The 21,232-nt window shown below is 71.0% G+C and carries 20 protein-coding genes and 1 tRNA gene; 10 read left to right on the top strand and 11 right to left on the bottom strand.

What is annotated here, in order from left to right:
* The first annotated feature begins 330 nt into the window (after positions 1-330).
* The 3 genes from G6R25_RS00435 (at position 331) to G6R25_RS00425 (ending at position 2,252) form a co-directional block, all read left to right on the top strand.
* Positions 331-561: a hypothetical protein gene (locus G6R25_RS00435; RefSeq protein WP_136448368.1), complete on the top strand. Its 231-nt coding sequence runs from the start codon at positions 331-333 to the stop codon at positions 559-561.
* A gap of 84 nt (positions 562-645) precedes the next feature.
* Positions 646-1,629 carry an NAD(P)H-quinone oxidoreductase gene (locus G6R25_RS00430; protein ID WP_163551210.1) on the top strand — a complete coding sequence of 328 codons (984 nt, stop codon included), beginning with the start codon at positions 646-648 and terminating at the stop codon, positions 1,627-1,629.
* 71 nt (positions 1,630-1,700) lie between these two features.
* Positions 1,701-2,252, top strand: a complete 552-nt coding sequence (locus tag G6R25_RS00425) for a bacterial proteasome activator family protein (protein WP_163551209.1) — start codon at positions 1,701-1,703, stop codon at positions 2,250-2,252.
* An 18-nt stretch (positions 2,253-2,270) separates the two neighbouring features.
* On the opposite strand, the gene G6R25_RS00420 is transcribed toward G6R25_RS00425, so the two are convergent.
* Both G6R25_RS00420 and G6R25_RS00415 read right to left on the bottom strand, forming a co-directional pair.
* Complete coding sequence (locus G6R25_RS00420; RefSeq protein ID WP_163551208.1) at positions 2,271-3,797, bottom strand: metallopeptidase TldD-related protein; 1,527 nt, start codon at positions 3,795-3,797, stop codon at positions 2,271-2,273.
* Complete coding sequence (locus G6R25_RS00415; RefSeq protein WP_163551207.1) at positions 3,794-5,365, bottom strand: TldD/PmbA family protein; 1,572 nt, start codon at positions 5,363-5,365, stop codon at positions 3,794-3,796. The genes G6R25_RS00420 and G6R25_RS00415 overlap by 4 nt, the downstream gene beginning before the upstream one ends.
* 1,491 nt (positions 5,366-6,856) lie before the next feature.
* On the opposite strand from G6R25_RS00415, the gene G6R25_RS00410 reads away from it, so the two are divergent.
* From G6R25_RS00410 to G6R25_RS00405, 3 genes are read left to right on the top strand one after another with little or no spacing between them, the layout of a single operon-like run.
* Positions 6,857-7,009: a hypothetical protein gene (locus tag G6R25_RS00410; RefSeq protein WP_235947019.1), complete on the top strand. Its 153-nt coding sequence runs from the start codon at positions 6,857-6,859 to the stop codon at positions 7,007-7,009.
* A gap of 26 nt (positions 7,010-7,035) precedes the next feature.
* Positions 7,036-7,392 (top strand): helix-turn-helix domain-containing protein, encoded by a 357-nt coding sequence (locus tag G6R25_RS25875; RefSeq protein WP_235947018.1) that lies wholly within the window; start codon positions 7,036-7,038, stop codon positions 7,390-7,392.
* Positions 7,389-8,090: a DUF5753 domain-containing protein gene (locus tag G6R25_RS00405; protein ID WP_235947017.1), complete on the top strand. Its 702-nt coding sequence runs from the start codon at positions 7,389-7,391 to the stop codon at positions 8,088-8,090. Before G6R25_RS25875 ends, G6R25_RS00405 begins: the two co-directional genes overlap by 4 nt.
* Here the strand turns inward: G6R25_RS00405 and G6R25_RS00400 are convergent.
* Entirely contained in the window at positions 8,056-8,871 is an 816-nt protein-coding gene (locus tag G6R25_RS00400; protein ID WP_235947020.1) for an HAD family hydrolase, read from the bottom strand. The genes G6R25_RS00405 and G6R25_RS00400 overlap by 35 nt on opposite strands.
* Before the next feature lie 117 nt (positions 8,872-8,988).
* Between G6R25_RS00400 and G6R25_RS25870 the strand changes: the two genes are divergently transcribed.
* Positions 8,989-9,459: a phosphoribosyl-ATP diphosphatase gene (locus tag G6R25_RS25870; protein WP_235947016.1), complete on the top strand. Its 471-nt coding sequence runs from the start codon at positions 8,989-8,991 to the stop codon at positions 9,457-9,459.
* A 40-nt stretch (positions 9,460-9,499) separates the two neighbouring features.
* A complete protein-coding gene (gene hisG, locus G6R25_RS00390; protein WP_163551206.1) occupies positions 9,500-10,348 on the top strand; it encodes an ATP phosphoribosyltransferase in 849 nt (282 codons plus the stop codon).
* 53 nt (positions 10,349-10,401) lie between these two features.
* Here hisG and folE read toward each other — a convergent pair whose 3' ends face one another.
* The 5 genes from folE to dacB form a co-directional block, all read right to left on the bottom strand.
* Positions 10,402-11,157 carry a GTP cyclohydrolase I FolE gene (gene folE / locus G6R25_RS00385; protein ID WP_163551205.1) on the bottom strand — a complete coding sequence of 252 codons (756 nt, stop codon included), beginning with the start codon at positions 11,155-11,157 and terminating at the stop codon, positions 10,402-10,404.
* Positions 11,154-13,358, bottom strand: a complete 2,205-nt coding sequence (gene ftsH / locus G6R25_RS00380; RefSeq protein WP_163551204.1) for an ATP-dependent zinc metalloprotease FtsH — start codon at positions 13,356-13,358, stop codon at positions 11,154-11,156. The genes folE and ftsH overlap by 4 nt, the downstream gene beginning before the upstream one ends.
* Positions 13,359-13,575: 217 nt before the next feature.
* Positions 13,576-15,399: a hypoxanthine phosphoribosyltransferase gene (gene hpt / locus G6R25_RS00375; protein WP_163551203.1), complete on the bottom strand. Its 1,824-nt coding sequence runs from the start codon at positions 15,397-15,399 to the stop codon at positions 13,576-13,578.
* Between the two features lie 52 nt (positions 15,400-15,451).
* Entirely contained in the window at positions 15,452-16,564 is a 1,113-nt protein-coding gene (locus G6R25_RS00370; RefSeq protein WP_163551202.1) for a zinc-dependent metalloprotease, read from the bottom strand.
* A 105-nt stretch (positions 16,565-16,669) separates the two neighbouring features.
* Complete coding sequence (gene dacB, locus G6R25_RS00365; protein ID WP_163551201.1) at positions 16,670-18,091, bottom strand: D-alanyl-D-alanine carboxypeptidase/D-alanyl-D-alanine endopeptidase; 1,422 nt, start codon at positions 18,089-18,091, stop codon at positions 16,670-16,672.
* A gap of 528 nt (positions 18,092-18,619) precedes the next feature.
* On the opposite strand from dacB, the gene G6R25_RS00360 reads away from it, so the two are divergent.
* On the top strand, positions 18,620-19,159 hold the full coding sequence (locus G6R25_RS00360; RefSeq protein ID WP_163551200.1) for an inorganic diphosphatase: 540 nt from the start codon (positions 18,620-18,622) through the stop codon (positions 19,157-19,159).
* Between the two features lie 114 nt (positions 19,160-19,273).
* On the opposite strand, the gene G6R25_RS00355 is transcribed toward G6R25_RS00360, so the two are convergent.
* From G6R25_RS00355 to G6R25_RS00345, 3 genes are all read right to left on the bottom strand, one after another.
* A complete protein-coding gene (locus G6R25_RS00355) occupies positions 19,274-19,525 on the bottom strand; it encodes a hypothetical protein (RefSeq protein ID WP_163551199.1) in 252 nt (83 codons plus the stop codon).
* Positions 19,525-19,854, bottom strand: coding sequence for a DUF6247 family protein (locus tag G6R25_RS00350; RefSeq protein WP_163551198.1), 330 nt, complete (start codon positions 19,852-19,854; stop codon positions 19,525-19,527). The genes G6R25_RS00355 and G6R25_RS00350 overlap by 1 nt, the downstream gene beginning before the upstream one ends.
* A 119-nt stretch (positions 19,855-19,973) precedes the next feature.
* Positions 19,974-20,045 (bottom strand) — tRNA-Thr (locus G6R25_RS00345).
* A gap of 416 nt (positions 20,046-20,461) precedes the next feature.
* On the opposite strand from G6R25_RS00345, the gene G6R25_RS00340 reads away from it, so the two are divergent.
* Positions 20,462-21,199: a response regulator transcription factor gene (locus G6R25_RS00340; RefSeq protein ID WP_009741721.1), complete on the top strand. Its 738-nt coding sequence runs from the start codon at positions 20,462-20,464 to the stop codon at positions 21,197-21,199.
* Positions 21,200-21,232: the final 33 nt, after the last annotated feature.

Raw genomic sequence — 21,232 nt, 5'->3', positions numbered from 1 at the left:
AGCCGCACCTCGTTCGGGCCACCGTCGCCGTTGTGACCTATCCGCCATCCCGTTCGGGGGAGTGAGCGGGTCCGGTTGGGAGTTCCTCGAGACGGCCCGACGCCACCCGAACGAACATCTGTTGTCGATCAGTCGGGTTTTGTTGTTTTCTATATGTGCTATGTGACCATCTCCGTTGTCGCTATGGTTTTTTTGTTGTGTCTGTGGAGATGTTGGCGTGTCGGCCTGCCTGTTCGGCTCGGGAGGTGCGGCCTTGGCTGGGCGATCCGATGGCCGTGCGATGCGGGGGCGATGTTTCCGCGGCCCCGGCCAACGGGTACGGCGGGTCCTATGCCCAGCCCATTCATCTCGACCATCCCGCCGTGTCTGAGCGTGGTGTCCGTAGGCGTCCGCCCGTACCGTCCGGACACGCCGCCGCCGCTCGACCCGGACGCGCCGATCCCGGACGACCCGGGCCCGTTGCTGCCCGACACGCCGGACCTGCCGCCAGCGCCGCACGAACCCTCGCCTTACACCGAGCCGGCGCCGAACTCACCCGAACCCGAGCCCGAACCGGTCTGATCCTCAGACAGGGCGTGCTGCTTCCCGTGACCCCTCCTGGGGCGGCGGGCATCGGCGGCGTCGTAGCGTGTGAGCGTGCATGCGGTGACGGTGTCGGCCCCCGGCGGGCCCGAGGTCATGTCCTGGTCCAGCGTGGCGGACCCGCCCGCTCCCGGGCCGGGGGAGGTGACCCTGGACGTGGTCGCGACGGCGGTCAACCGGGCGGACCTGCTGCAACGGCAGGGTCTCTACCCGCCGCCGCCCGGCGACTCCGAGATTCTCGGGCTGGAGTGCTCCGGCCGGGTGGCCGCCGTCGGGCCCGAGGTGTCGGGGTTCGAGGTCGGCACCGAGGTGTGCGCCCTGCTCGGCGGCGGCGGGTACGCGAGCCGGGTGAACGTACCGGCCGGCCAGCTCCTGCCGATCCCGGCCGGAGTCGATCTGATCGAGGCCGCCGGCCTGCCCGAGGTCGCGGCCACCGTCTACTCGACCGTGTTCGGCATCGCCGACCTGCGTGACCGCGAGGTCTTCTGCGTGCACGGCGGCGCGTCGGGGATCGGCACGTTCGCAATCCAGGCGGTCCGTGCGCTGCTGCCGGGGGCGGTCATCGCCACCACCGCCGGCACCGCGGCGAAGCTGGCCAGGGTCCGCGAGCTCGGCGCCGACGTGGCCGTGTCCTACCGGGATTCCGACTTTGTCGAGGTGATCCGGGGAGCCACAGAGGGCCACGGGGCGGATGTGATCCTCGACAACATGGGCGCGGCCTACCTGCCGCGCAACGTGTCGCTGCTCGCCGTCGGCGGGCGGCTCGTCGTCATCGGCCTGCAGGGCGGGGTGACCGGCGAGCTCAATCTCGGAGCCCTGCTGGCCAAGCGGGCGGCGGTGCATGCCGCGTCCCTGCGTGCCCGGCCGTCGGCGGAGAAGGCCGAGATCATCGCCGGGGTTCGCGCCGAGTTCTGGCCGGCGGTCGAACGCGGCGCGATCAGGCCGGTGATCGACCGCGTGCTACCGATCACCGAGGTGGTGGCGGCGCACCAACATGTGGCCGATCTTGGGCATGTCGGCAAGGTGATCCTCACGATTGCGCCCTGACGGCCGTGGACGGGTCGCAGGTCGGCGCACTGGCGCCGTGTGGCGCCTTCGGACGGGGCAGGATAGGGGTCATGACGGATCAACAGGAACCCCGCGTCGTGATTGTCGGGCCCGATGGAGCCCTGCACGAGACCGCGCCGGACTCACTCGGCCGGTCGGTGTCCCCGAGCCCCGACCAGGATGGGGAATCAAGCGGCGCAAACCCGATAGCCGAGCTGGTCTCCCAGCCCGACAAGGTGATGCGCATCGGTACGATGATCAAGCAGCTGTTGGAGGAGGTGCGCGCCGCGCCGCTGGACGACGCCAGCCGGGTCCGCCTGCGGGAGATCCACCGCAGCTCCATCCGCGAGCTCTCCGATGGGCTGGCCCCGGAGCTGCAGGACGAGCTGGAGCGGCTGTCGCTGCCCTTCGACGAGCACCGCATCCCCTCGGATGGAGAGCTCGGGATCGCCCAGGTGCAGCTCGTCGGCTGGCTGGAGGGCCTGTTCCACGGCCTGCAGACGGCGCTGTTCGCCCAGCAGATGGCGGCCCGGGCGCAGCTCGAGGAGATGCGCCGCCGGGCGCTGCCGAGCGGGCAGCAGCAGCCCGGCGGTGAGACGTTCGGGCGCGGCGCCTACCTGTGACGGCGCCGGCGCCCGCGGTCAGCTCGCCGGGCTGACCGAGCTCATGTTGAAGTCCGGCACCCGCATCGGTGGCATTCGGGTGAACGTGAACCAGTCCGCCCACTCCCGGGCCATGGTGCGGGTGGTCGCGCCGAGCTCGGCCGTGCGGCCCAGCAGATCCACCGGCGACTCGTTGAACCGGAAGTTGTTCACCGCCCCGGTGACTTCGCCGTTCTCGACGAGGTAGACGCCGTCGCGAGTCAGCCCGGTCAGCAGCAGGACCTCCGGATCGACGGTGCGGATGTACCACAGGCTGGTCAGCAACAGGCCGCGCCGAGTCGAGGCGATCATCTCCTCGAGCGACGCGGAGCCCCCCGCGTCCAGGATCAGGTTGTCGATGATCGGAGTGACCGGGCTCTGCGTGGCGCGGGCCGAGGCGCGGGTCTGCACGAGCGCGGCGAGCGCGCCGTCGCGGATCCAGTCGGTCGCTCCGAGCGCCAGCCCGTTGTCGAACACGCTCGACATCGATGACGACGACGCGGCGGTGACGAACGGGGTCGTCGCCAGCTCCGGGTCCGCGGGGTCGCTGAACAGCCGCAGCCCCGCCGGCCCGATCGCCTCGCCGATCCGGGTTGCGCCGCCCGGCCGGCTGAACACCGTGCGGCCCTCGGCGGCGTCCCGGCCGGCGGCAGACCAGTACAGGTCGATCATCAGATCGGCGACCGCGGAGGGCGGCAGCAGCGTCTCGTAGCGGCCCGCGGGCAGCTCCACCGACCGCTCGCACCAGGCCAGCCGGGAGCGCAACGCCGCGTCCGTCGCGGCCACGTCCACGTCGGTGAAATCACGCGTGGACTGTCCGTGCCACACCGAGCCGTCGGGAACGCCGGACTTGGCGTTCCACTCGACGCTGCCCGTCGGCTGGCTGTGCCGCAGCCGCAGGCCGGTGGAGGTGCCCAGCCAGGTGGTGGTGACGTCGTGCTGGGCGAAACCGAACAGCCGTCTGCCCTGCGCCCGGGCGGACCCGAACGCCTCGGCGAGGTCGCGGGCGAAGGTGGCGAAGACAGCAGTGCCCGTGCGGGTTGCCGGGTCGGTGAAGGTCCCGCCGGCCGTGACCGGCCCCCCGCCCGTGCCTGGGCCGCCCGTGCTCAGGCCGGCTGTGGTGGGCCCGAGCAGGTCGGCGTAGTCCTCGGCGTCCTCCGCTTCGCGGGCGGCGTCCTCGGCGGCGCGGACGAGCTCGGCGAGGCCGTCGGCGTCGGTGGGATGCGCCACGTCGCCCGGCCGCGCCCCCCGACCGCCGGCCGGGGTGTCGATCGTGGAGGCGGTGCGCACCCCGAACGAGCGGCCGACGACGCTGACGACGGTGATCGATCGATCCCGGCTCGCCCCGTTGGTGGTCAGGGTGTTGGTGGCCCAGCGCAGGTTCACCGAGCTGGACTCGGTGGCGATCACCACGCAGCCGTCCGCCCGGGACAGCGCCAGGGCGCGCTCGACGATCTCGTGGGCCGCCTCGGGCACCGAGCCCGCCCGGTCGGCCCGGGTGGCGTCCGCTCCGGTCACCTGGCTCATCGGCCGGCCTCCCGCCGGGTGTTGAGGACGTTGACGCCGCGGAACAGCGCGGCCGGGCTGCCGTGGCTGACCGCCGCGACCTGGCCCGGCTGCCCCTTGCCGCAGTTGAACGCGCCGCCGAGCAGATACGTCTGCGGGCCGCCCACCGCCTCCAGCGAGCCCCAGAAGTCCGTCGTTGTCGCCTGGTAGGCGACGTCGCGGAGCTGGCCGACGATGTGCCCGGAGCGGATCTCGTAGAACCGCTGCCCGGTGAACTGGAAGTTGTACCGCTGCATGTCGATCGACCAGCTCTTGTCGCCGACGATGTAGATCCCGCGGTCGATCCGGCTGATCAGCTCCTCGGTCGACGGGCCGCCCGGCGCCGGCAGCAGTGACACGTTCGCCATCCGCTGGATTGGCACGTGGCCGGGGGAGTCGGCGAAGGCGCAGCCGTTGGAGCGCTCCACCCCGAGCACGCTTGCGTTGCGGGCCGCCATCGCCCGATCGAGCTGGTAGCCGACGAGGGTGCCGTCGCGCACGATGTCGAACCGGCGGGTCTGCACGCCCTCGTCGTCGTAGCCGATGGTGGCCAGCCCGTGCAGGGCGGTGCGGTCACCCGTGATCGTCATCGCCGGGGAGCCGTAACGCAGGGCGCCGAGCTGGTCCAGGGTTGCGAACGACGTGCCGGCGTAGGCCGCCTCGTAGCCGAGCGCGCGGTCGAGTTCGGTGGCGTGGCCGACGGACTCGTGGATCGTCAGCCACAGGTTCGACGGGTCGATCACCAGGTCATACCGGCCGGGCTCGACCGAGGACGCCTTGGCCTTCTCCGCCAGCAGGCCGGGGATGACGGCGATCTCGCCCTCCCAGTCCCAGCAGCCCGCCGCGGGTCCCGCCACCATCCACTCCCAGCCTCGGCCGACGGGCGGGGCGATGGTGCGCATGGTCTCGAAGCCGCCGCCCGGGTCGACCCGCGTCGCCTCGATCTGGCAGAGCACCCGCACCCGCTGCTGCGTCGTCGAGGTACCCGCGAGATCCGCGTAGTACTTGTTCTCCAACACGGCGTCGAACCGGCCCTCGACGTGGTCGACGGCCTGCGCCGCGAACAGGGCGCGGCACAGCCCCCCGACCCGTTCGACCCGCTCGCGCGCGTCGATGGCGAAGGGATCGGCGGCATACGCCGACACCCAGACCGCGTCGGTGTGCGCCGGTTCCAGGGCGAGCTCGACGGGCTCGGAGTTCAGCGGGGCCGCCACCCGCGCCATCTCGACGGCCTGGCGGGCCAGCCGGGCAGCCTCGTCCGGGGTGAGGTCGACGCCGGCCGCGAAGCCCCAGGTCCCCCCGTGCACGACCCGTACGGCGAGGCCCAGCGTGGCGCTCTCGTGCCGGCTCTCCAGAGCGGCGTCGCGAAACGACAGCGAGGAGTTTCGCAACCGTTCGATGCGGATGTCGGCATGAGTGGCGCCGAGGTCGCGCGCGGTCTGCAGGGCCGCGTCGGTAAGTGCGGAACGCGGCAGCGCGAGGAACTCTGCGTCGATCTCGTGCGCCGGCAGGCCAGATGAGGCCGGGTCCTGATAGACGGGTGTCGCCATGTTCCTATCCTGGCCCGCGCGGGCGACCGGCGGGGCGCCGGCCCGGGCGGGCGGTGTCGTGGCGGTGCCCACCGCCGGCGCCGTGTGGCCGATCGCCGCCAGGCGGGTTCACATCGGATGTGGGCCGTGATCAGTTACGTCCGGATTGTCTTGATCGCCCGACTTTGCTGGCGGTAGCGGCGGAGGAAGCGGCGGCGGGGGACTTCCGGCGGGTCTGGCCGTCTCGCGGGTCCACGTGTCGACCAGCCCCCACCGCCGTTCGGCCTCCCGCACGGCGGCGGCAAGAGTATCGGGGCGATCGGTCTGGCAGGTGCCGATGAGCAGGTCCGAGGCCGCGGTGAACGCATCGACGAACCAGGTCGTCGAGGGGGCGCGCAGGTCGATTCGGGCCGGCCGGCCCGGCCTGGGGACGGCGGCGGCGAGGACTGCCGGAGTGGCGGCCGGAAGACCGCCGGACGCGAACCCGGGCCGCGGGACCGGCGGCCGGCGGGATGCTCTAGTCCGAATCATGCGAGAGAATTGCTTGAATCTCAAGAGAATTTTTGAATATTCAGGGCGAGGCTGGAATCATTGCGGCTTGCGCGCGTCACCCGCTGCACGTAGAGCGAGCGGCGTGCTCTGCCGACCAGCTCCGACCAGCTCCGCCTGCGGCGGTGCCCCCTCGAGGGCGATGTCCGGGCCGCACTTGCCTGCGGTGGGGTCAGCCCGCCGGGTGGCCGGCCTGCTTGCATGCACGACCGCGGTGCGCTCTGCTCCGTTTCGGGACGTTTTGTTCGCTTTGGTCGAGGTCTGGGCTGAGGGACATCGCAGCAGGCGCCGGCAGAGTATGCCAGCGGTCACGACGGGAGTGGGGCCCGGGCGGGCTCAGGTAGGCCCCTCATGCGGTGGCTCGAAGGGGCGCCCCCGCCGCTGTCCGAGCCAGCCGGCGAGGGCCGGGGGTCGGATTTCGTCACCGGGCGTCGGCGGACGGGATTCGACTCGAGTCTCGCCCGGAGCCGACTATCTGGATCGGGGCTCAAAATATTCGCGGCACTGCACTGCGTGGTCGCGGGCGACTCGCTGTCGCCCTCGTTACCCTCACCTTCCGTTCCTGTGTCTCTCGAGCGGTAGCCTGATGGAGCTGCTAGTTCACGTGCTTCGATACTATTTGCGGTGGTCCAGCACGGCGCCACCTCTCGACGATTGGTGACTTTCGGTACCAATTGGATTGCTTGATGTTGCGGCGGCGTCGCCGCGAGATGGGAACAATCGGCTAGGCGGTAACGCTCGGTAGTCACCTTCGGTGCCGGATCGTCGGCCCAGAGTAACGCTATTCCACTAGCGGCCGGAATATCCGGGTCGTCACCATAGAAATGATGTTATTACTGTGCTACGTCGTGACTCGGGAGTGATCCCTAGGATGAAGCGCAGTGGTGCAGAGAGGTAGGAGCGATGCGACTCGTCCCGGTGGCCGGTGCGTCGTGTGCCAGCGCGAACTGCCCCACGGTGTATGTGAACGATGAGGATCAGGACATCTTCGTCCAGGGGTACGCGGTAGCGGATCAGCGGATCCCGACTGGCGAGGTGCCCCCCGGCGAAATGTTGGTGCGCATCCCCCGCAGCGTGTTCCTGGCGGCCGCGCGCGACCTGCCGGCACAGGCGTAACCGTCGGGGCGCACGCGGTGGCCGGCGTGGACGGACCAACCTCGGAGGTGGTCATGGAGGGCGGGGATGTGCCCCGGGCGGCGGCTGCATCCGACGCCACGCCGCCGGACCGGCTTGGGCTCGAGCTCGCGCAACTGCGCCACTCCCGTGGGATGATCGGCCAGGCGCTCGCCTCATCCGTGGGCATCAGCCAGAGCACGATCTCCAAGATTGAGAATGGCCTGCTGCGACCCAGCCCCGCCGACGTCGACCGGATCGCCCGTACGCTGCAGGCCCCGCCCGACCTCGTCCGCCATCTGGTCGACCTTGCCGAGCGGCTGCAGTCCACCGCCGCGGGCCCCGCCGCCGCGCGGCCGGGGTGGAGACGCGCAGGCAGGGCATGAGCCTCGACCAGGAGGAGATCCTGGACGCCGAGCGGGAGGCGACGCTCATCCGCGAGTTCGAGCCGATCCTGCTGCCCGGGCTGATCCAGATCAGCGAATACGCCCGCCGAGTCGTGAACGGCTACCACCGCATCACCACCGGTGGCGACGAGGGCGCGTGGTACCAGCGGACCGCGGAGAAGGTTAGCCTGCGGATCAAGCGGCAGAATCTGCTGTACGACGCGACCCGTCGGTTCGAGTTCATCCTGATGGAGTCGGTCCTCGGCAACCGTTTCGCGCCACCGGAATACATGATCGCCCAGATTAAGCGGATTGCCACGGTGGCAGAACTGGAGAACGTCACTGTACGGATCGTGCCGAGCTCCGCCGAGCTGGAGTACCCGCACGTGCAGGGCTTCACGATTCTGGATGACAGCCTTGTCGTGGTCGAGACGCTGGAAGCCACCGGATACAGCCATCCGGACCAGGTTCGGATCTACGCGAAGATCTTCGAGGAGTATGCGGAGCTGACCGCGTCCGACCTCCACGAGATTCTTGCGAGGTACACGCGCAACTACGCCGAACTCCTCGCACCCCGCCGCCCCGCCATCGCGGACCCCGCGACCACCCGAACCGCCGCGAACACCGCCCCGGCGGCGGCCGATCCCACCCCGGGCGACGATCTCACCCCACCGCGGGAAACAGCCGCTCCAGGATGACCGCCACCCCGTCCTCGTCGTTGGACGCGGTGACCTCGTCGGCGGCGGCGAGGACGTCCGGGTGGGCGTTCGCGACGGCGACCGAGTACCCGGCCCAGGCGAACATCGGCAGGTCATTCGGCATGTCGCCGAAGGCGATGACGTCGCGGGCGGTCATTCCCCGCTCGGCGGCGAGCTCCGCCAGCGCCACGGCCTTGGACACCCCCGGCCCGGCGATCTCGACGAGGTCTAGGCTCGACGTCGTGACCACGGCGTTCGTCCCGGCAAGATCGACGATCACGTCGTACACCCCGGTGAACGGCTGACCACCGCGGCGGACCAGCAGCTTCGTCGCCGGCAGGGTCAGCAGCAGCTCGGGGAACGCCGCGACCAGCTCCCCGGGATCCGGCCACATCGTCTCGAAGGCCGGTTCCCGGCCGAACCGGACGCCGCTTTCCACGGCGAACGCCGCGTCCGGTACCGCGGCGCGGATGGCGCGGGCCAGCCGCAGCGCGGTGGCCTGCTCCAGGTACCGGTGACTGACCGGCACGCCCGAGTCCAGGTCGAACACGAGCGCTCCGTTTGCGCAGATCGCGAGGCCGGAGGCCGACGTCTGCGCCACGACGCCCGCCATCACCCGGCTCGGCCGCCCGGTGACGAACACGACGGTCGCCCCGCACTGCTCCACCCGCCGCAGGGCCGCGCGGGTACGCGCCGAGACGGTGCCGTCGCTGCGGATCAGCGTCCCGTCCAGATCCGTGGCGACGAGGGCAGGCGGGAACACAATGACCCAGTCAACCAGCAACGCGTCGCGGGCACGGTGGAATCCGCCAGCATCGTCCCCGGCCGCTGGCCGGCGGCGAGGGAACTCCGGTCACGTCCGGTCACGTCCGGTCATGGCTGTCGGTGTCCGCGACCGATGCAGGTGTTCGGCGCGGATGTCGACGACCCGGTGACAGGTAGCATGCCGAGCATGGTTCCTGCCGATCGCCCCGGGTCGTCGCCGTCCGGTGGTCTCTCCCGACCCGGGGCGGACGGGGATCCGCTCAGTCTCGGCGGCGCCGCCGGCGATCCCGGCGCGGCGATCGGCAGCACGCCCACTGCCGCCGAGGCGAATACAGCCAGCGGAAAAACATTCGACGAACTCTTCGCCGAGGTTGCCGACAAATGGCAGCGCCGGGCGTCCGGCTCGGGAACGGTCGCCGCTCTCGACAAGGGCGTTCATCATCTCGGCAAGAAACTAGTCGAGGAGGCCGCCGAGGCTTGGATGGCGGCCGAGTACGAAGGTCGCGAACGGGCCGCAGAGGAGATCTCCCAGCTGCTCTACTGGAGTCAGCTCCTCATGGTTTCGCTGGGTCTTTCCCTCGACGACGTATACTCCCACCTGTGATCACTCCCCTGTCCTTCCCCGTAGACGCCGAGTAGTGACGATGCTTCGTATTGCGGTTCCGAATAAAGGGTCGCTTTCTGCGGCCTCCAGCCAGTTGCTCGCAGACGCCGGCTACAACGCCCGGCGTGAGTCCGCGGAGCTGGTTATCACCGATGTCGAGAACGACATCGAGTTCTTCTTCCTGCGGCCGCGCGACATTGCCGTATATGTCGGTTCGGGGCGTCTCGACCTCGGAATCACCGGTCGCGACCTGCTCCTGGACAGCAACGCCGCCGCGGCGGAGCTGCTGCCGCTCGGGTACGCGCACGCCACCTTCCGCTACGCCGCCCCGGAGGGCACGCTTGCGGAGGTGACGGAGCTGCAGGGCAAGCGGATCGCCACGTCGTTTCCGGCGCTGGTGCGGGCGGATCTCGCCGGCCGCGGCGTCACCCCGGCGAACATCGTGACCCTCGATGGCGCGGTGGAGACGGCGGTGCGGCTCGGGGTCGCGGACGCGGTCGCCGACGTGGTCGAGACCGGCCGCACGCTGCAGGCCGCCGGGCTGGAGCTACTCGGCGAGCCGGTCCTGCGGTCCGAAGCGATCATCATTGCCAAGCGGGGGGCGGAGCTGTCCACGGCGCACGAGCGGTTGCTGCGCCGTGTGCAGGGCGTCCTCGTCGCTCGGCGATACGTGATGATGGACTACGACGTGCCGAGCGCGGTGTTGGATAAGGCGTGTGACATCACGCCTGGCTACGAATCGCCGACGATATCGCCGCTACAGCGGGAGGAGTGGGTCGCCGTGCGGGCGATGGTGCCCCGTGCGGAGGTCAACCGCACTATGGACGACCTGTGGGACCTAGGCGCCCGCGGAATCCTCGTCTCCAGCATTCAGGCCTGCCGGCTGTAACGCCCGCTCCGCCGCCTTCGTTCGCCTCCACTTCCTCCCCGGGGGCGGGGGGATCAGCGGCGGCTGCCCAGGATCAGTGACATGCCCTCACTGCGCGTCGCGGTGCTGAGGAACTGGCCGCGCACCGCGGAGGTCACCGTGGTGGCGCCCGGCTTGCGCACCCCCCGCATCGACATGCACAGGTGCTCCGCCTCGACGACGATCATCACCCCGCGCGGTTCCAACACGTCGACGAGGGCGTCGGCGATCTGGGAGGTCAGCCGCTCCTGGACCTGCGGCCGGCGGGCGTAGAGATCCACCAAGCGGGCCAGCTTGGACAGGCCGGTGATCTGCCCCCTGTTGTTCGGGATGTAGGCGACGTGCGCCCGGCCGGAGAACACCACCAGGTGGTGCTCGCACAGCGACGAGAAGTCGATATCGCGCACCAGCACCATCTCGTCGTGGCCCTCGTCGAAGACGGTGGTCAGGACGTCGGACGGTTCCCGCCCCAGTCCCTCCACCGCCTCGCGGTAGGCCCGTGCGACGCGATCCGGCGTCTTTCGCAGACCCTCACGGTCCGGATCTTCACCGATTCCGATGAGCAGCTCGCGCACGGCGCGGGCCACCCGGTCGTGATCGAATGGGCGCACCTGCTGCGGCCGGCCCCGGTCCCGGATTGGCGAGGCCGGGGAGGCCTCAGCGTTCGCGCCGTTGCCAAGAGTGCTGGAACCGGCGAGGGCGAAGCCGTCCGATTCGGTGCCATTCAGCTCTGGCGACGCGCCGGAGTCCACCCGCTCGTCCGTGAACACCTCGGGGGAATCGGACGTCAACGGCGTCTCCTGTCGTCGTCGTTTGGCCAGCTCGGCGGGGCCCATGGGTTAGCGATCCGCGGGCCCTCGGGTGGACCCTCGCCGCCGGTGGGAGCCGGGGAACCCTGGCCCTGCGGGTAACCCGACCCTTGGGGATAACCATGCCCACCGGGGCCGCCATTCCCATTCCCATTCCCGCCCGGACCAGCCGGATTACCGTGCCCGGCCGGATCCGCCCCGGGCGCACCCGGCGCACCGTTGCCCGTGCGGCCGGTGGCTCCGTTGCCGTGGCCGGGGTCCTTCACCAGGTCGGCGACGTCGGAGGAGACCAGCCCCAGCTCGGCCGGAGTCTGCACCGGCGGGCGGTCCGAGGGGATACGCCGACCGACGCCGGTGTAGGTGCCGCGCACCGGCCGCTTCTGCACGGTTGCGAAGACCTCCGCGACGTCGTCCCTACTCAGCGTCTCGGTGTCCATCAGCCGCAGCACGAGATTGTCGAGCACGTCGCGGTAGGTGACCAGGATTTCCCAGGCCTCGTCGTGCGCGGCCTCGATGAGACGGCGGACTTCGACGTCGATCTCGCTGGCGACCTCCTCGGAGTAGTCGCGCTGGTGCCCGACTTCCTTGCCGAGGAAGACCTCGCTGTTCTCGCTGCCGAACTTGATTGCGCCGAGCTTGTCGCTCATCCCGTACTGGGTGATCATCGCCCGGGAGATCTGCGTCGCCTTCTCGATGTCGTCGCTGGCCCCGGTAGTGGGGTCGTGGAACACCAGCTCCTCGGCAGTGCGGCCGCCGAGGAGCACGGCGAGCCGATCCAGCATCTCCGAGCGGGTCGACAGGTACTTGTCCTCCAGCGGGAGCTGCATCGTGTAGCCGAGCGCACGGCCCCGCGGCAGAATCGTGATCTTGTGCACCGGGTCGGAGTTCGGGAGCGCGTGTGCCACGAGGGCATGCCCGCCCTCGTGATAGGCGATGCGCTTCTTCTCCTTGTCGCTCATCGCCCTGGTCTTGCGCTCCGGGCCGGCCATCACCCGGTCGATCGACTCCTCCAGCAGCGCCGAGGAGATGAACTTCAGGTTGGACCGGGCCGCGAGCAGGGCGGCCTCGTTGAGCACGTTGGCCAGGTCCGCACCGGTGAAGCCCGGGGTGCGCCGGGCGATGACCATCAGGTCGGCATCCGGGCTGATCAGCTTGCCCTTGGCGTGGACCCGCAGGATGGCCTCGCGACCCAGCAGGTCCGGGCGGTCGACGACGATCTGGCGGTCGAACCGGCCGGGCCGAAGCAGCGCCGGGTCGAGGATATCGGGCCGGTTCGTCGCCGCGATGAGAATGACGCCACCCTTGACGTCGAACCCGTCCATCTCGACGAGGAGCTGGTTGAGGGTCTGCTCGCGCTCGTCGTGTCCGCCGCCGAGCCCGGCACCGCGGTGGCGGCCGACGGCGTCGATCTCATCGACAAAAATGATCGCCGGCGCGTTCGCCTTGGCCTGCTCGAACAGGTCCCGGACCCGGCTGGCGCCGACACCGACGAACATCTCGACGAAGTCGGAACCCGAGATCGAGTAGAACGGCACGCCGGCCTCGCCGGCGACGGCCCTGGCCAGCAGGGTCTTACCGGTGCCCGGCGGGCCGTAGAGCAAAACGCCCTTGGGGATCTTTGCGCCGATCGCCTGGAACTTGCTCGGGTTCTCCAGGAACTCCTTGATCTCCTGGAGCTCCTCGATTGCCTCGTCCGCGCCGGCCACGTCCGTGAAGGTCGTCTTCGGCGTGTCCTTGCTCACCAGCTTGGCCTTGGACTTGCCGAAGTTCATCACCCGGTTGCCGCCGCCCTGCATCTGGTTCATGAAGAAGAACAGAAGCAGGACCACCAGCAGCACGGGCAGCAGGTTCAGCAGGAGGGAGACCAGGATGTTTCCGTGATCGACGGAGACGTCGTAGGCGACGCGCTTGTTCCGCAGCTCATTGGCGAGAACGACACCCTGTTCGGTGACATAGGACGACTCGAACTTCCGGCCGTCCTTCGTCTGGATCTGGATGAGCTGCTTCGAGTCCTCGATCTTGGCCTTCGTCACCCGGCCTTCGTCGATCTGTTGCTGGACGAAGTTCAGGTCTCGCTTGCCGTACTCACTGGGACCCGAGAGGACACCGGTCGTGAGAATGATCACGAACAGGACCAGGAGCAGCAGTGGCACCCAGCTGCGGAAGATTCTTCTTGGAGTCATCTGTCTGGAGCGCCGGACACGAGCGCTCCACCCTCCTGACGTGTGTACTGCCCTCGATCGGGATTCCCTTGTGTCGAGGGTACCGCCGGTACGTGCGTCTCACCGCGCGTACATCCGACCAACGGACCGGCGGGCCGCACTGTTCCGGGCTGGACGATCTGGTGGCGCACGGGGGCGCACCTGCGGCCTCGAGGCCGGGCTGCCCCGCCCGGATCGCTCAGGCCGGGGCCCTGCGTTCGATCGCCGCGGGCGTCAGGGTTCCGACGAAGGAGAGCGTTCGATAGTACTCGGAGTAATCAAGCCCGTACCCGACAACGAAGGCGCTGGGAATGTCGAAGCCGACATACCGGACGTCCACGTCGACCGTGATCGCTTCCGGCTTGCGGAACAGAGCCAGCACCTCCAGCGAGGCGGGCCCGCGCGAGCGCAGGTTCTTCAGCAGCCACGACAGGGTCAGGCCCGAGTCGATGATGTCCTCCACGACGAGCACGTCGCGGCCTTCGATCGAGCGGTCCAGGTCCTTGAGGATGCGCACCACCCCGGAGGAGGAGGTCGACGATCCGTAGGACGAGACGGCCATGAACTCCATGGTCAGCGGCACAGTAAGGGCCCGGGAGAGATCGGCCATCACCATCACGGCGCCCTTGAGCACGCCGACCAGGAGGATCTCTCGGCCGGCATAGTCGGCGTCCACCCGGGCCGCGAGCTCGGCGATCTTCGTGGCGATCTCGTCGGCGGTGACGAGGACCTCGTCGATGTCGGGGTGCGTCGCGGCCACCGGCGGGCCGTCCTGGGGGCTGCCGGCGTCGGGCGTCGCCGTCGTGGACTGACTCACCTGATCGTCCTCCTCGAGGTACGCCGCTGCGGCGGAATCCGGCCCACGGCCGGCGGGTCCGGCGGGTGGCCACGGCGGAGTCACTGGTCCGGTGAGTGTGATCCGGTCCGCCCAGCGCCGGGCGAGGACACCGCCCGGCAGGGGCACAGGTTTCTGGCCGCGCCAGCGCGTCACGAGTTCCTCCACCGCCCAGACGTGCTCGGCGCGCAACGCCGACGCCGAGGCGCCGACGTCGAGTGCGGCCCGGCGCAACACGCGTCCGCGGATCGCGGCGGGCAGGGCGGCGAGGGTCGCCACGCCGAAGCCGACCTCCCCGCCGGTCGAATCGGCGGCCGCAGCGGCGATCGGACCGGTTCTCGGGCCCGAGCCCGGGCCGCCTGGTGCGGTGACGGCGGCGGTGACGGCATAGGCATCGGTGGCCGCCGTGTCCAGCGCGTCCGCGTCGGCCCGCAGCAGCTCGGCGCCGCGGGCCAGGGACTCGGCGATGCCCGGTCCGAGCTCGGCCTCCAGCAGGGGCAGGACCCGGTGACGTACCCGTGCCCGGGCGAACACCGGATCGGAGTTGGTCGGATCGTCCCAGACCGGCAGCCGCTCGGCGAGGCAGGCGGCCCGGGTCTGCGCACGACGCAGGCGCAGCAGCGGGCGGCGCAGCAGGCCGTCGCGTGGGCGCATCCCGCCGAGCGAGCGGGCCCCCGAGCCTCGCGCGAGGCGCAGCAGCACCGTCTCGGCCTGATCGTCCAGGGTGTGACCGATCAGCACGGCGCGGGCGCCCAACCGGTCGGCCGCGGCCAGCAGCGCGCCGCGGCGGGCATCGCGGGCGGCGCCCTCCGATCGCGGCGCGTGCGCGGTGAGCACCTCCACGGGGCGCAACCCGAGGACCCGCCCCAGCTCGGCGACGCCGCGTGCGCGCTCGGCCGAGCCGGGATCCCAGCCGTGATCGACCACCAGCAGCCCGGCTCGCAGGGCCCGGCGGGGGGCCACGAAGGCGAGCGCTGCAGCGACAGACAGCGAATCCGGGCCGCCGGAGCAGGCGACCAGCACCAGCTCGCCCGGGTCGAGATCGGCGACCGCGTTGCGGACCGCGAGCCGGACCGCGGCCACCGCGGGATCCGGCGCCCGGCCGGCCCGCGCCGGCTGGGCGGGTGAGGTGCCGGCCGGCCCGGCCGCCGCACCAGGCTGGTCACCGCCGGTGGCGGACCGGGTCACCGAGTCGGCCGGCAGCTGGACGCGCAGGAGGGCATCCCGCGGACCACGGCCGTCACGCCGAAATCGACGGGCGACTGCCCAGGACGCGTTGCATCCATGAGGTGGGATCGGCCAGCTCCGCGCGGGTCGGGAGCGTCGTTGGTGACTCCCAGACCATGTTGAAGCCCGTCACCCCGGACTCGGCGACGACGGCCCGCACGAAGGCGCCGCCCTGGCGGTACTGCTGGAACTTGAGGTCCAGCCCGAGTAGGCGGCGGATGAACCGGTCGAGCGGCGAGCCGCCGTCGCGGCGGCCCTCGAACTTCGACCGGATGTCGGCCACGGTGGGAACGACTCGGGGCCCGACGGCATCCATCACCTGGTCCGCATGGCCCTCCAACAGCGTCATGATCGCCTGGAGGTGGTCGAGCACCGCCCGCTGGGCCGGGGTCTGTAGCGCCTCGACCACGCTCAGGCCGTCGGCGTCGCGGTCGAACACCGCCCCGCGTACCGCGGCGACCGCCGAACGGACCCGGTCCGCCAGGACGTTCGGATCGAGATCGGTGGCCTCGATGAACGCGGTGATCTCGGACTCCAGGTGGGACCGCAGCCACGGCACGGCGGTGAACTGGGTCCGATGGGTCTGCTCATGCAGGCAGACCCACATCCGGAAGTCACGCGGCACGACGCCCAGCGTGGCCTCGGCATGGGCGATGTTGGGCGCAACCAGGCTCAGTCGACCGACCGCGTCCGGGGTGGCCGACCCGCCGGGGCCGGTGAGGTACTCCTCGGGCGGCAGGAACACCTCGTACTGGCCCAGTACTTTGCCGGCGAGATAGGCCAGCGCCGTGCCGAGCTGGATGCCGGTGACCCGCCGACCGACGGCAGTGGAGAAGGTGCCTCGCTGCTGATCGGACAGCTTGCTGAGCAGGGGCGTGGTGAGCACCCGCAGGCCGGCGACGTTGGAACGCACCCATTCGGGCCGGTCGACGACGTTGATGGGGGTGATGGGGCCTGCGGGCGCGAGGCGGGTGTAGTCCTCCACGTGCCGCTCGGCCTCCACCGCGAGGCGGCGGAGCTCGGCGACGACCTCGCCGGCCTGCTCTCGGGTGATCTGCGGGCCGGGGCGGACCAGCCTTCTCGCCGTCGTCACGGCGAGTTCCCAGTCGACCAGCTCGGCGTCCACGAATCCGAGCGTACCGGGCCGGCCGGCGCTCTGCTCCCGCGTCGCCGACCCCGGGGCGCGGCGCGGGCTCCGGCCGGGCCGGTCGGTTCCCGGGATCGCCCCGTTTCAGCGGGCCGGGACGGTCGGCGCGCCACGTGCGGCCGGTGCCGGCGCGGGGCAGCCGCAGTCGGCGAGCGCCGCCGCGACCCGGTCGAGCGCGGCCTTAGTACCGCCCGCCTCCTCTGCCGGGGACAGGATGGCGAACAGCAACAGCCGCCCGTCGGCGTCGACGAGCTGGCCGGCGAGGCTGCTGACATTGCGCAACGTGCCGGTTTTGGCCCGGACGTCGCCCGCGCCGGGCGCCGTGTCCGCGGTGGCGTAGCGGTCGTTCAGGGTGCCGGAGAAGCCGGCGACCGGCAGGCCGGTCAGCACGGTTCGCAGGGCGGGCCGGGTGGGGATGACCGCCGCGCGCAGCAGCGCCACGAGGGTGGCGGGTGCGACGAGATCGGTGGTGGACAGGCCGCTGACGTCGTTGAGGGACATCCCCGCCGTGGGGATGCCGAGTTCGGTGACCGTTTCGGTCACGGCCCGTGCGGCCCCGGCGAATGACGCCGGCAGGCCGCGCCGCAGGGCGACCAGCCGGCCCAGGCACTCCGCCAGGTCGTTGTCGGACGCGGTGAGCATGCGTTCGACGAGAACCCGCACCGGCGGGCTGTCCACCGAGGCGATGCGGGCCGCCCCCACCTCGGCGGACCCGAGGCCGACCGCGCCGACCGGGATCCCGGCGGCCGCCAGCGCCCCGGCGAAGGCCGACGCCGCCGCCGCCGCCGGGGTGGGGCTGCGCGGGCCCTCGGCGCCCGGGGCGGAGCGCCCCGCGTCGAGTTCCAGGGCGGAGACCGGCGTGACGTCACCGTCAGTCACGTAGTTGTCGCGCCATCCCGGTGTCCGGTCCGGGCCGACGAACAACGACCCGTCGCCGACCACCCGGGCCACCGAGGTGATGCCGGCCGCCCGGACCTGGCCGACGAGATCGGCGAGCCGGGCCAGCGCCGGGTAGCCGCCGGTCTCGGTCGACGCAGTCAGCGTCGGGTCGCCGCCGCCAACGAGCCACAGCGTGCCGCCGGGCGCGCGGCCGGTGGCGCCCGGCGGCGGGCTGTAGAGCACCGATGTGCGCAGCCGGGTGTCCGGGAACGTGACGAGCGCCGCAGTGGCGACCGCGGTCTTGAGCGTCGACGCCGGCACGGCCGGGATGCGGGCGCGGTTGTCCAGCAGCACGCGACCGGTCAGCGCGTCGACGACGAAGGCGGCGGGTCCGGCGAGGACGGGGTCGCCGAGCGGACCGGCAAGGCGGGCGGCGACCGCCGCCGGCCGGGGCGTGGGCGCGGCCGAGTCCAGACCTGCGAGGACCGCGGCGCCCGCCCGCGCCGATCCGGCGCCGGGCGGGACGGGTTCGCCGGTGGCGGGACCGGCGGACAGGGAACCGGCGAGCAGGGCGCTGGCGAGTGCGGTGAGCGTCCCTATCCGAGCGACCGGCGCAGCTGACGTCACTCGCCGGACACTACGCAAGGCGGGTGAGCGACATCGCCGCCACCCGCCGCGGCGGGTGTGAGCCGCTGCGAGTGGATGCCTGGCAGTCCGGCGCGGGGCGTCCCCGGTGGCGCATGGCGGGCCACTGTGTCACCGTATGGCGCGAACCGTGAGTCGACCCGCGCCGGTCCTGGTGACCAGCGGTCGGGTCCGGCCGGCCGCGGCGGTCCGGCGCGCTTTCCCGCCCGCCCGGCGGGTCGCCAACGGTCGGCGGGGGAACATCTGCCTGCGAGGCGGGCTCCCGCTCGTCGGCCGCGCGCTTCCGGGACACTGGGAGGGCGGCGGTCGTCGTCCGCGACACTTCGCCGCGTCCGTCGGGTGTCCCGGCGTGTGCCCGCCGTCGGTGGCGCGCGGCATCCGGCCGCGGTGCCCCGGCAGCAGCCGGAGCAGGCGAATCCGGCATTCGCCGGAGGCTGGCGAGCAAGTTCCACGTGGCGGCCGTCCGGCGCGGACCGGGCCGGCCTGAGCATGAAGGAGACAGGGAGCGGAGTGGACCTTGAGTTCGATGTGACCATCGAGATCCCCAAGGGTCAGCGCAACAAGTACGAGATGGATCACCACACCGGGCGCATCCGGCTCGACCGGATGCTGTTCACCTCCACCCACTACCCGTCGGATTACGGGTTCATCGAGGGCACCCTCGGGCGGGACGGGGATCCGCTGGATGCGCTCGTCCTGCTGGAGGAGCCGACCTTCCCGGGCTGCCTGGTGCGGTGCAGGACGATCGGCATGTTCGAGATGACCGACGAGAAGGGCCCGGACGACAAGGTCCTGTGCGTCCCGGTCGCGGACGTGCGGCAGGAGCATCTGCGGGACCTGCGGCACCTGCCGGAGTTCGACCGGCTGGAGATCCAGCACTTCTTCGAGGTCTACAAGGACCTGGAGCCCGGCAAGTCGGTCGAGGGCGCGTCCTGGGTGGACCGCAAGGAGGCCGAGCGGGAGATCCTCGCCTCCATCAAGCGGCTGCACGACTCGGAGGCCGCCGGGGCGGACGGGCATGACCAGGAGGCCGAGCCCAAGTCTGCGTGATCGGCCGACCGGCGCGGCGGCGACGCCTCTGCATGCACGGGCCCGCGGGGTTTCGTGGATGAGGAGGCGTCCCTCGCGCCGGCCTTCCGGCGACCCCCGGCCGGCGGCGGTGGATCAGCCGTTCAGCCAGGTCACGCGGAGCACGGTGATCGTGATCCAGCGATCTTCGATGGTGTAGAGGGCGAGTCCCAAGCCATCACCGAAGGTTGCTGTCCACTGGTCGTCTCGTTTGCTGTACGTGCCGTGGCGGCGCGGATCCTCGACAATCCGTCGCAGTGCGATGTCGAGTGCTGCTCGCACTGCGGCGGGCAGGTCGTTCCTCTGATCGCGGGCGTAGTCGACCCAGCGGACCCCGTGGACGGCCATCAGGCCACGTGTGGCGCTTGGGGATGGCCGGGCGGATACCAGACCTCGGCAATCACGGTCGGATCACCGGCAGCGATGCGGCGCCGGTCCTCGTCGATGCCGACCTGGATCTCCGGGTTGGCGCAGAGCACGGCCTGGGGCCACCAGCGGTCGATGACCCGGTGCAGTGGTGCCAGGTCGAAGGTGTCGTCGGTCTCGACGGCGGCCGCATGGAAGTCGGCCTCGAACTCGGCGCGCTGCTCGGGATCGAGCGCGGCGCGAATCGCCGGGCCGGTGCGCTCAACCCGGTTACGCACCACGTACGAGGGGACCGTGACGTCCATGGTCATGAGATCGATTGTCGCACCCGGCGGCGCCGTATACGCCACGCTGAGCGTGCCCCAGCTGTCGCAGCGCGTGCCGGCCAGGGCCGGCTCTGGAGGGCCAGGAACGTTCTGAAGGGGGAGTGAGCCGGAGGCGGGGATTGAACCCGCGACCTATCGCTTACGAGGCGATTGCTCTGCCACTGAGCTACTCCGGCGATCGGCCAGGATCGCACTGGCCCGGGTCGAGTATGCCAGATGCCTGGGCGGTGCCGACCGGTGGTGCTCGGGTGGCTGCTCGGCGCGGCGGACGAGGAGCCGGCCGGCCGGCCCCGATGTCCGCCCCGTTCCCGTCCGCGGCCTGCGCCCGGCGACGAAGGTCTCCCATCCACGGCGGGCACCCGGCAACGGCGGGCACCGATTCGAGCGAGGTCAGGGGGCAAATTCGGGAACGATCCGACGATCCCACCCCATCAGTGCGTCATCGGAGGTCGAGAAGGAAGCCGCTGACATGACGATCGGTTCTCACTCAATCCAGTATTTGTCATGATTTTCGGCTCCTAGCCATACTGAACGCCCCAAACCGCTACCCCGCTTGCAGTTGTTCCGATGAGGATGCGTAGGGTTTTGCTCCATGACCGGGGCCGGGGACGCTGCACCAGCAGCAGCGGCGACACGAGGAGCCTCGCTCCTCGTCGCTGAGGACGATGAGGCATCGCGCGTGGCACTTGCGCGCAGCCTCGAACGATTCGGCTATCGCGTGTTGGAGGCGGCGGACGGCGAAGCTGCCCTCCGGCTGTTCCAGACGACGGAGATCGATCTGGTCGTGCTGGACGTCGCGATGCCGCGGATGGACGGCTTCGCCGTGCTGAGCCGTCTGCGCCAGACCAGCGAAGTACCGGTGATCATGCTCACCGGGCGGGCCGAGGAGGTCGACCGCGTGGTCGGCTTGGAGCTGGGGGCCGACGACTACGTCGTGAAGCCCTACTCGCTGCGGGAACTGGTCGCTCGGGTGCGGGCCCGGCTACGCCGTCGGCCCGCCGAGCCGCCGCCCCAACGCAGCGGGGACGGCAACGACCCGCTCGTGTACGGCGACGTGTCCATCGACCTGCGCGCCCGTGAGGTCGCCGTCGCTGGCGAGCGGATCGACCTGACCGCGCGCGAGTACGAGCTACTGGCCTTCCTCGCGCGCCACCCACGACGGGTTTTCAGCCGCGAGGAGCTGCTCGAACAGGTCTGGGGTACCCGCTTCCAGGACCCTGCCACCGTGACCGAGCACGTCCGGCGGGTACGCACCAAGGTGGAGGGCCGCCCGCCGCAGCGACGGCTGGTCACCACGCTGCGCGGGATGGGCTACCGGTTCGACCCGTGATCTGCCGGGTGCTCTGACCGGTCAGGGGCGGGG

Origin of the sequence: Candidatus Frankia alpina (assembly GCF_902806485.1) — a bacterium.
Classification (GTDB): domain Bacteria; phylum Actinomycetota; class Actinomycetes; order Frankiales; family Frankiaceae; genus Frankia; species Frankia alpina.
This window is presented reverse-complemented; position numbering and strand designations above follow the sequence as displayed.

Bases quoted from the DNA above. Each gene is read 5' to 3' on its own strand.
- G6R25_RS00405 (WP_235947017.1), top strand. From the start codon at position 7,389: ATGAGCCTCGACCAGGAGGAGATCCTGGACGCCGAGCGGGAGGCGACG.
- G6R25_RS00355 (WP_163551199.1), bottom strand. From the start codon at position 19,525: ATGGCCGTCCACGGGGTCCGCTGGGTCGACTACGCCCGCGATCAGAGG.
- G6R25_RS00420 (WP_163551208.1), bottom strand. From the start codon at position 3,797: ATGAGCCAGGTGACCGGAGCGGACGCCACCCGGGCCGACCGGGCGGGC.
- G6R25_RS00425 (WP_163551209.1), top strand. From the start codon at position 1,701: ATGACGGATCAACAGGAACCCCGCGTCGTGATTGTCGGGCCCGATGGA.
- G6R25_RS00340 (WP_009741721.1), top strand. From the start codon at position 20,462: ATGACCGGGGCCGGGGACGCTGCACCAGCAGCAGCGGCGACACGAGGA.
- G6R25_RS25870 (WP_235947016.1), top strand. From the start codon at position 8,989: ATGCAGGTGTTCGGCGCGGATGTCGACGACCCGGTGACAGGTAGCATG.
- G6R25_RS00435 (WP_136448368.1), top strand. From the start codon at position 331: ATGCCCAGCCCATTCATCTCGACCATCCCGCCGTGTCTGAGCGTGGTG.
- G6R25_RS00350 (WP_163551198.1), bottom strand. From the start codon at position 19,854: ATGACCATGGACGTCACGGTCCCCTCGTACGTGGTGCGTAACCGGGTT.
- ftsH (WP_163551204.1), bottom strand. From the start codon at position 13,358: ATGACTCCAAGAAGAATCTTCCGCAGCTGGGTGCCACTGCTGCTCCTG.
- G6R25_RS00415 (WP_163551207.1), bottom strand. From the start codon at position 5,365: ATGGCGACACCCGTCTATCAGGACCCGGCCTCATCTGGCCTGCCGGCG.
- hisG (WP_163551206.1), top strand. From the start codon at position 9,500: ATGCTTCGTATTGCGGTTCCGAATAAAGGGTCGCTTTCTGCGGCCTCC.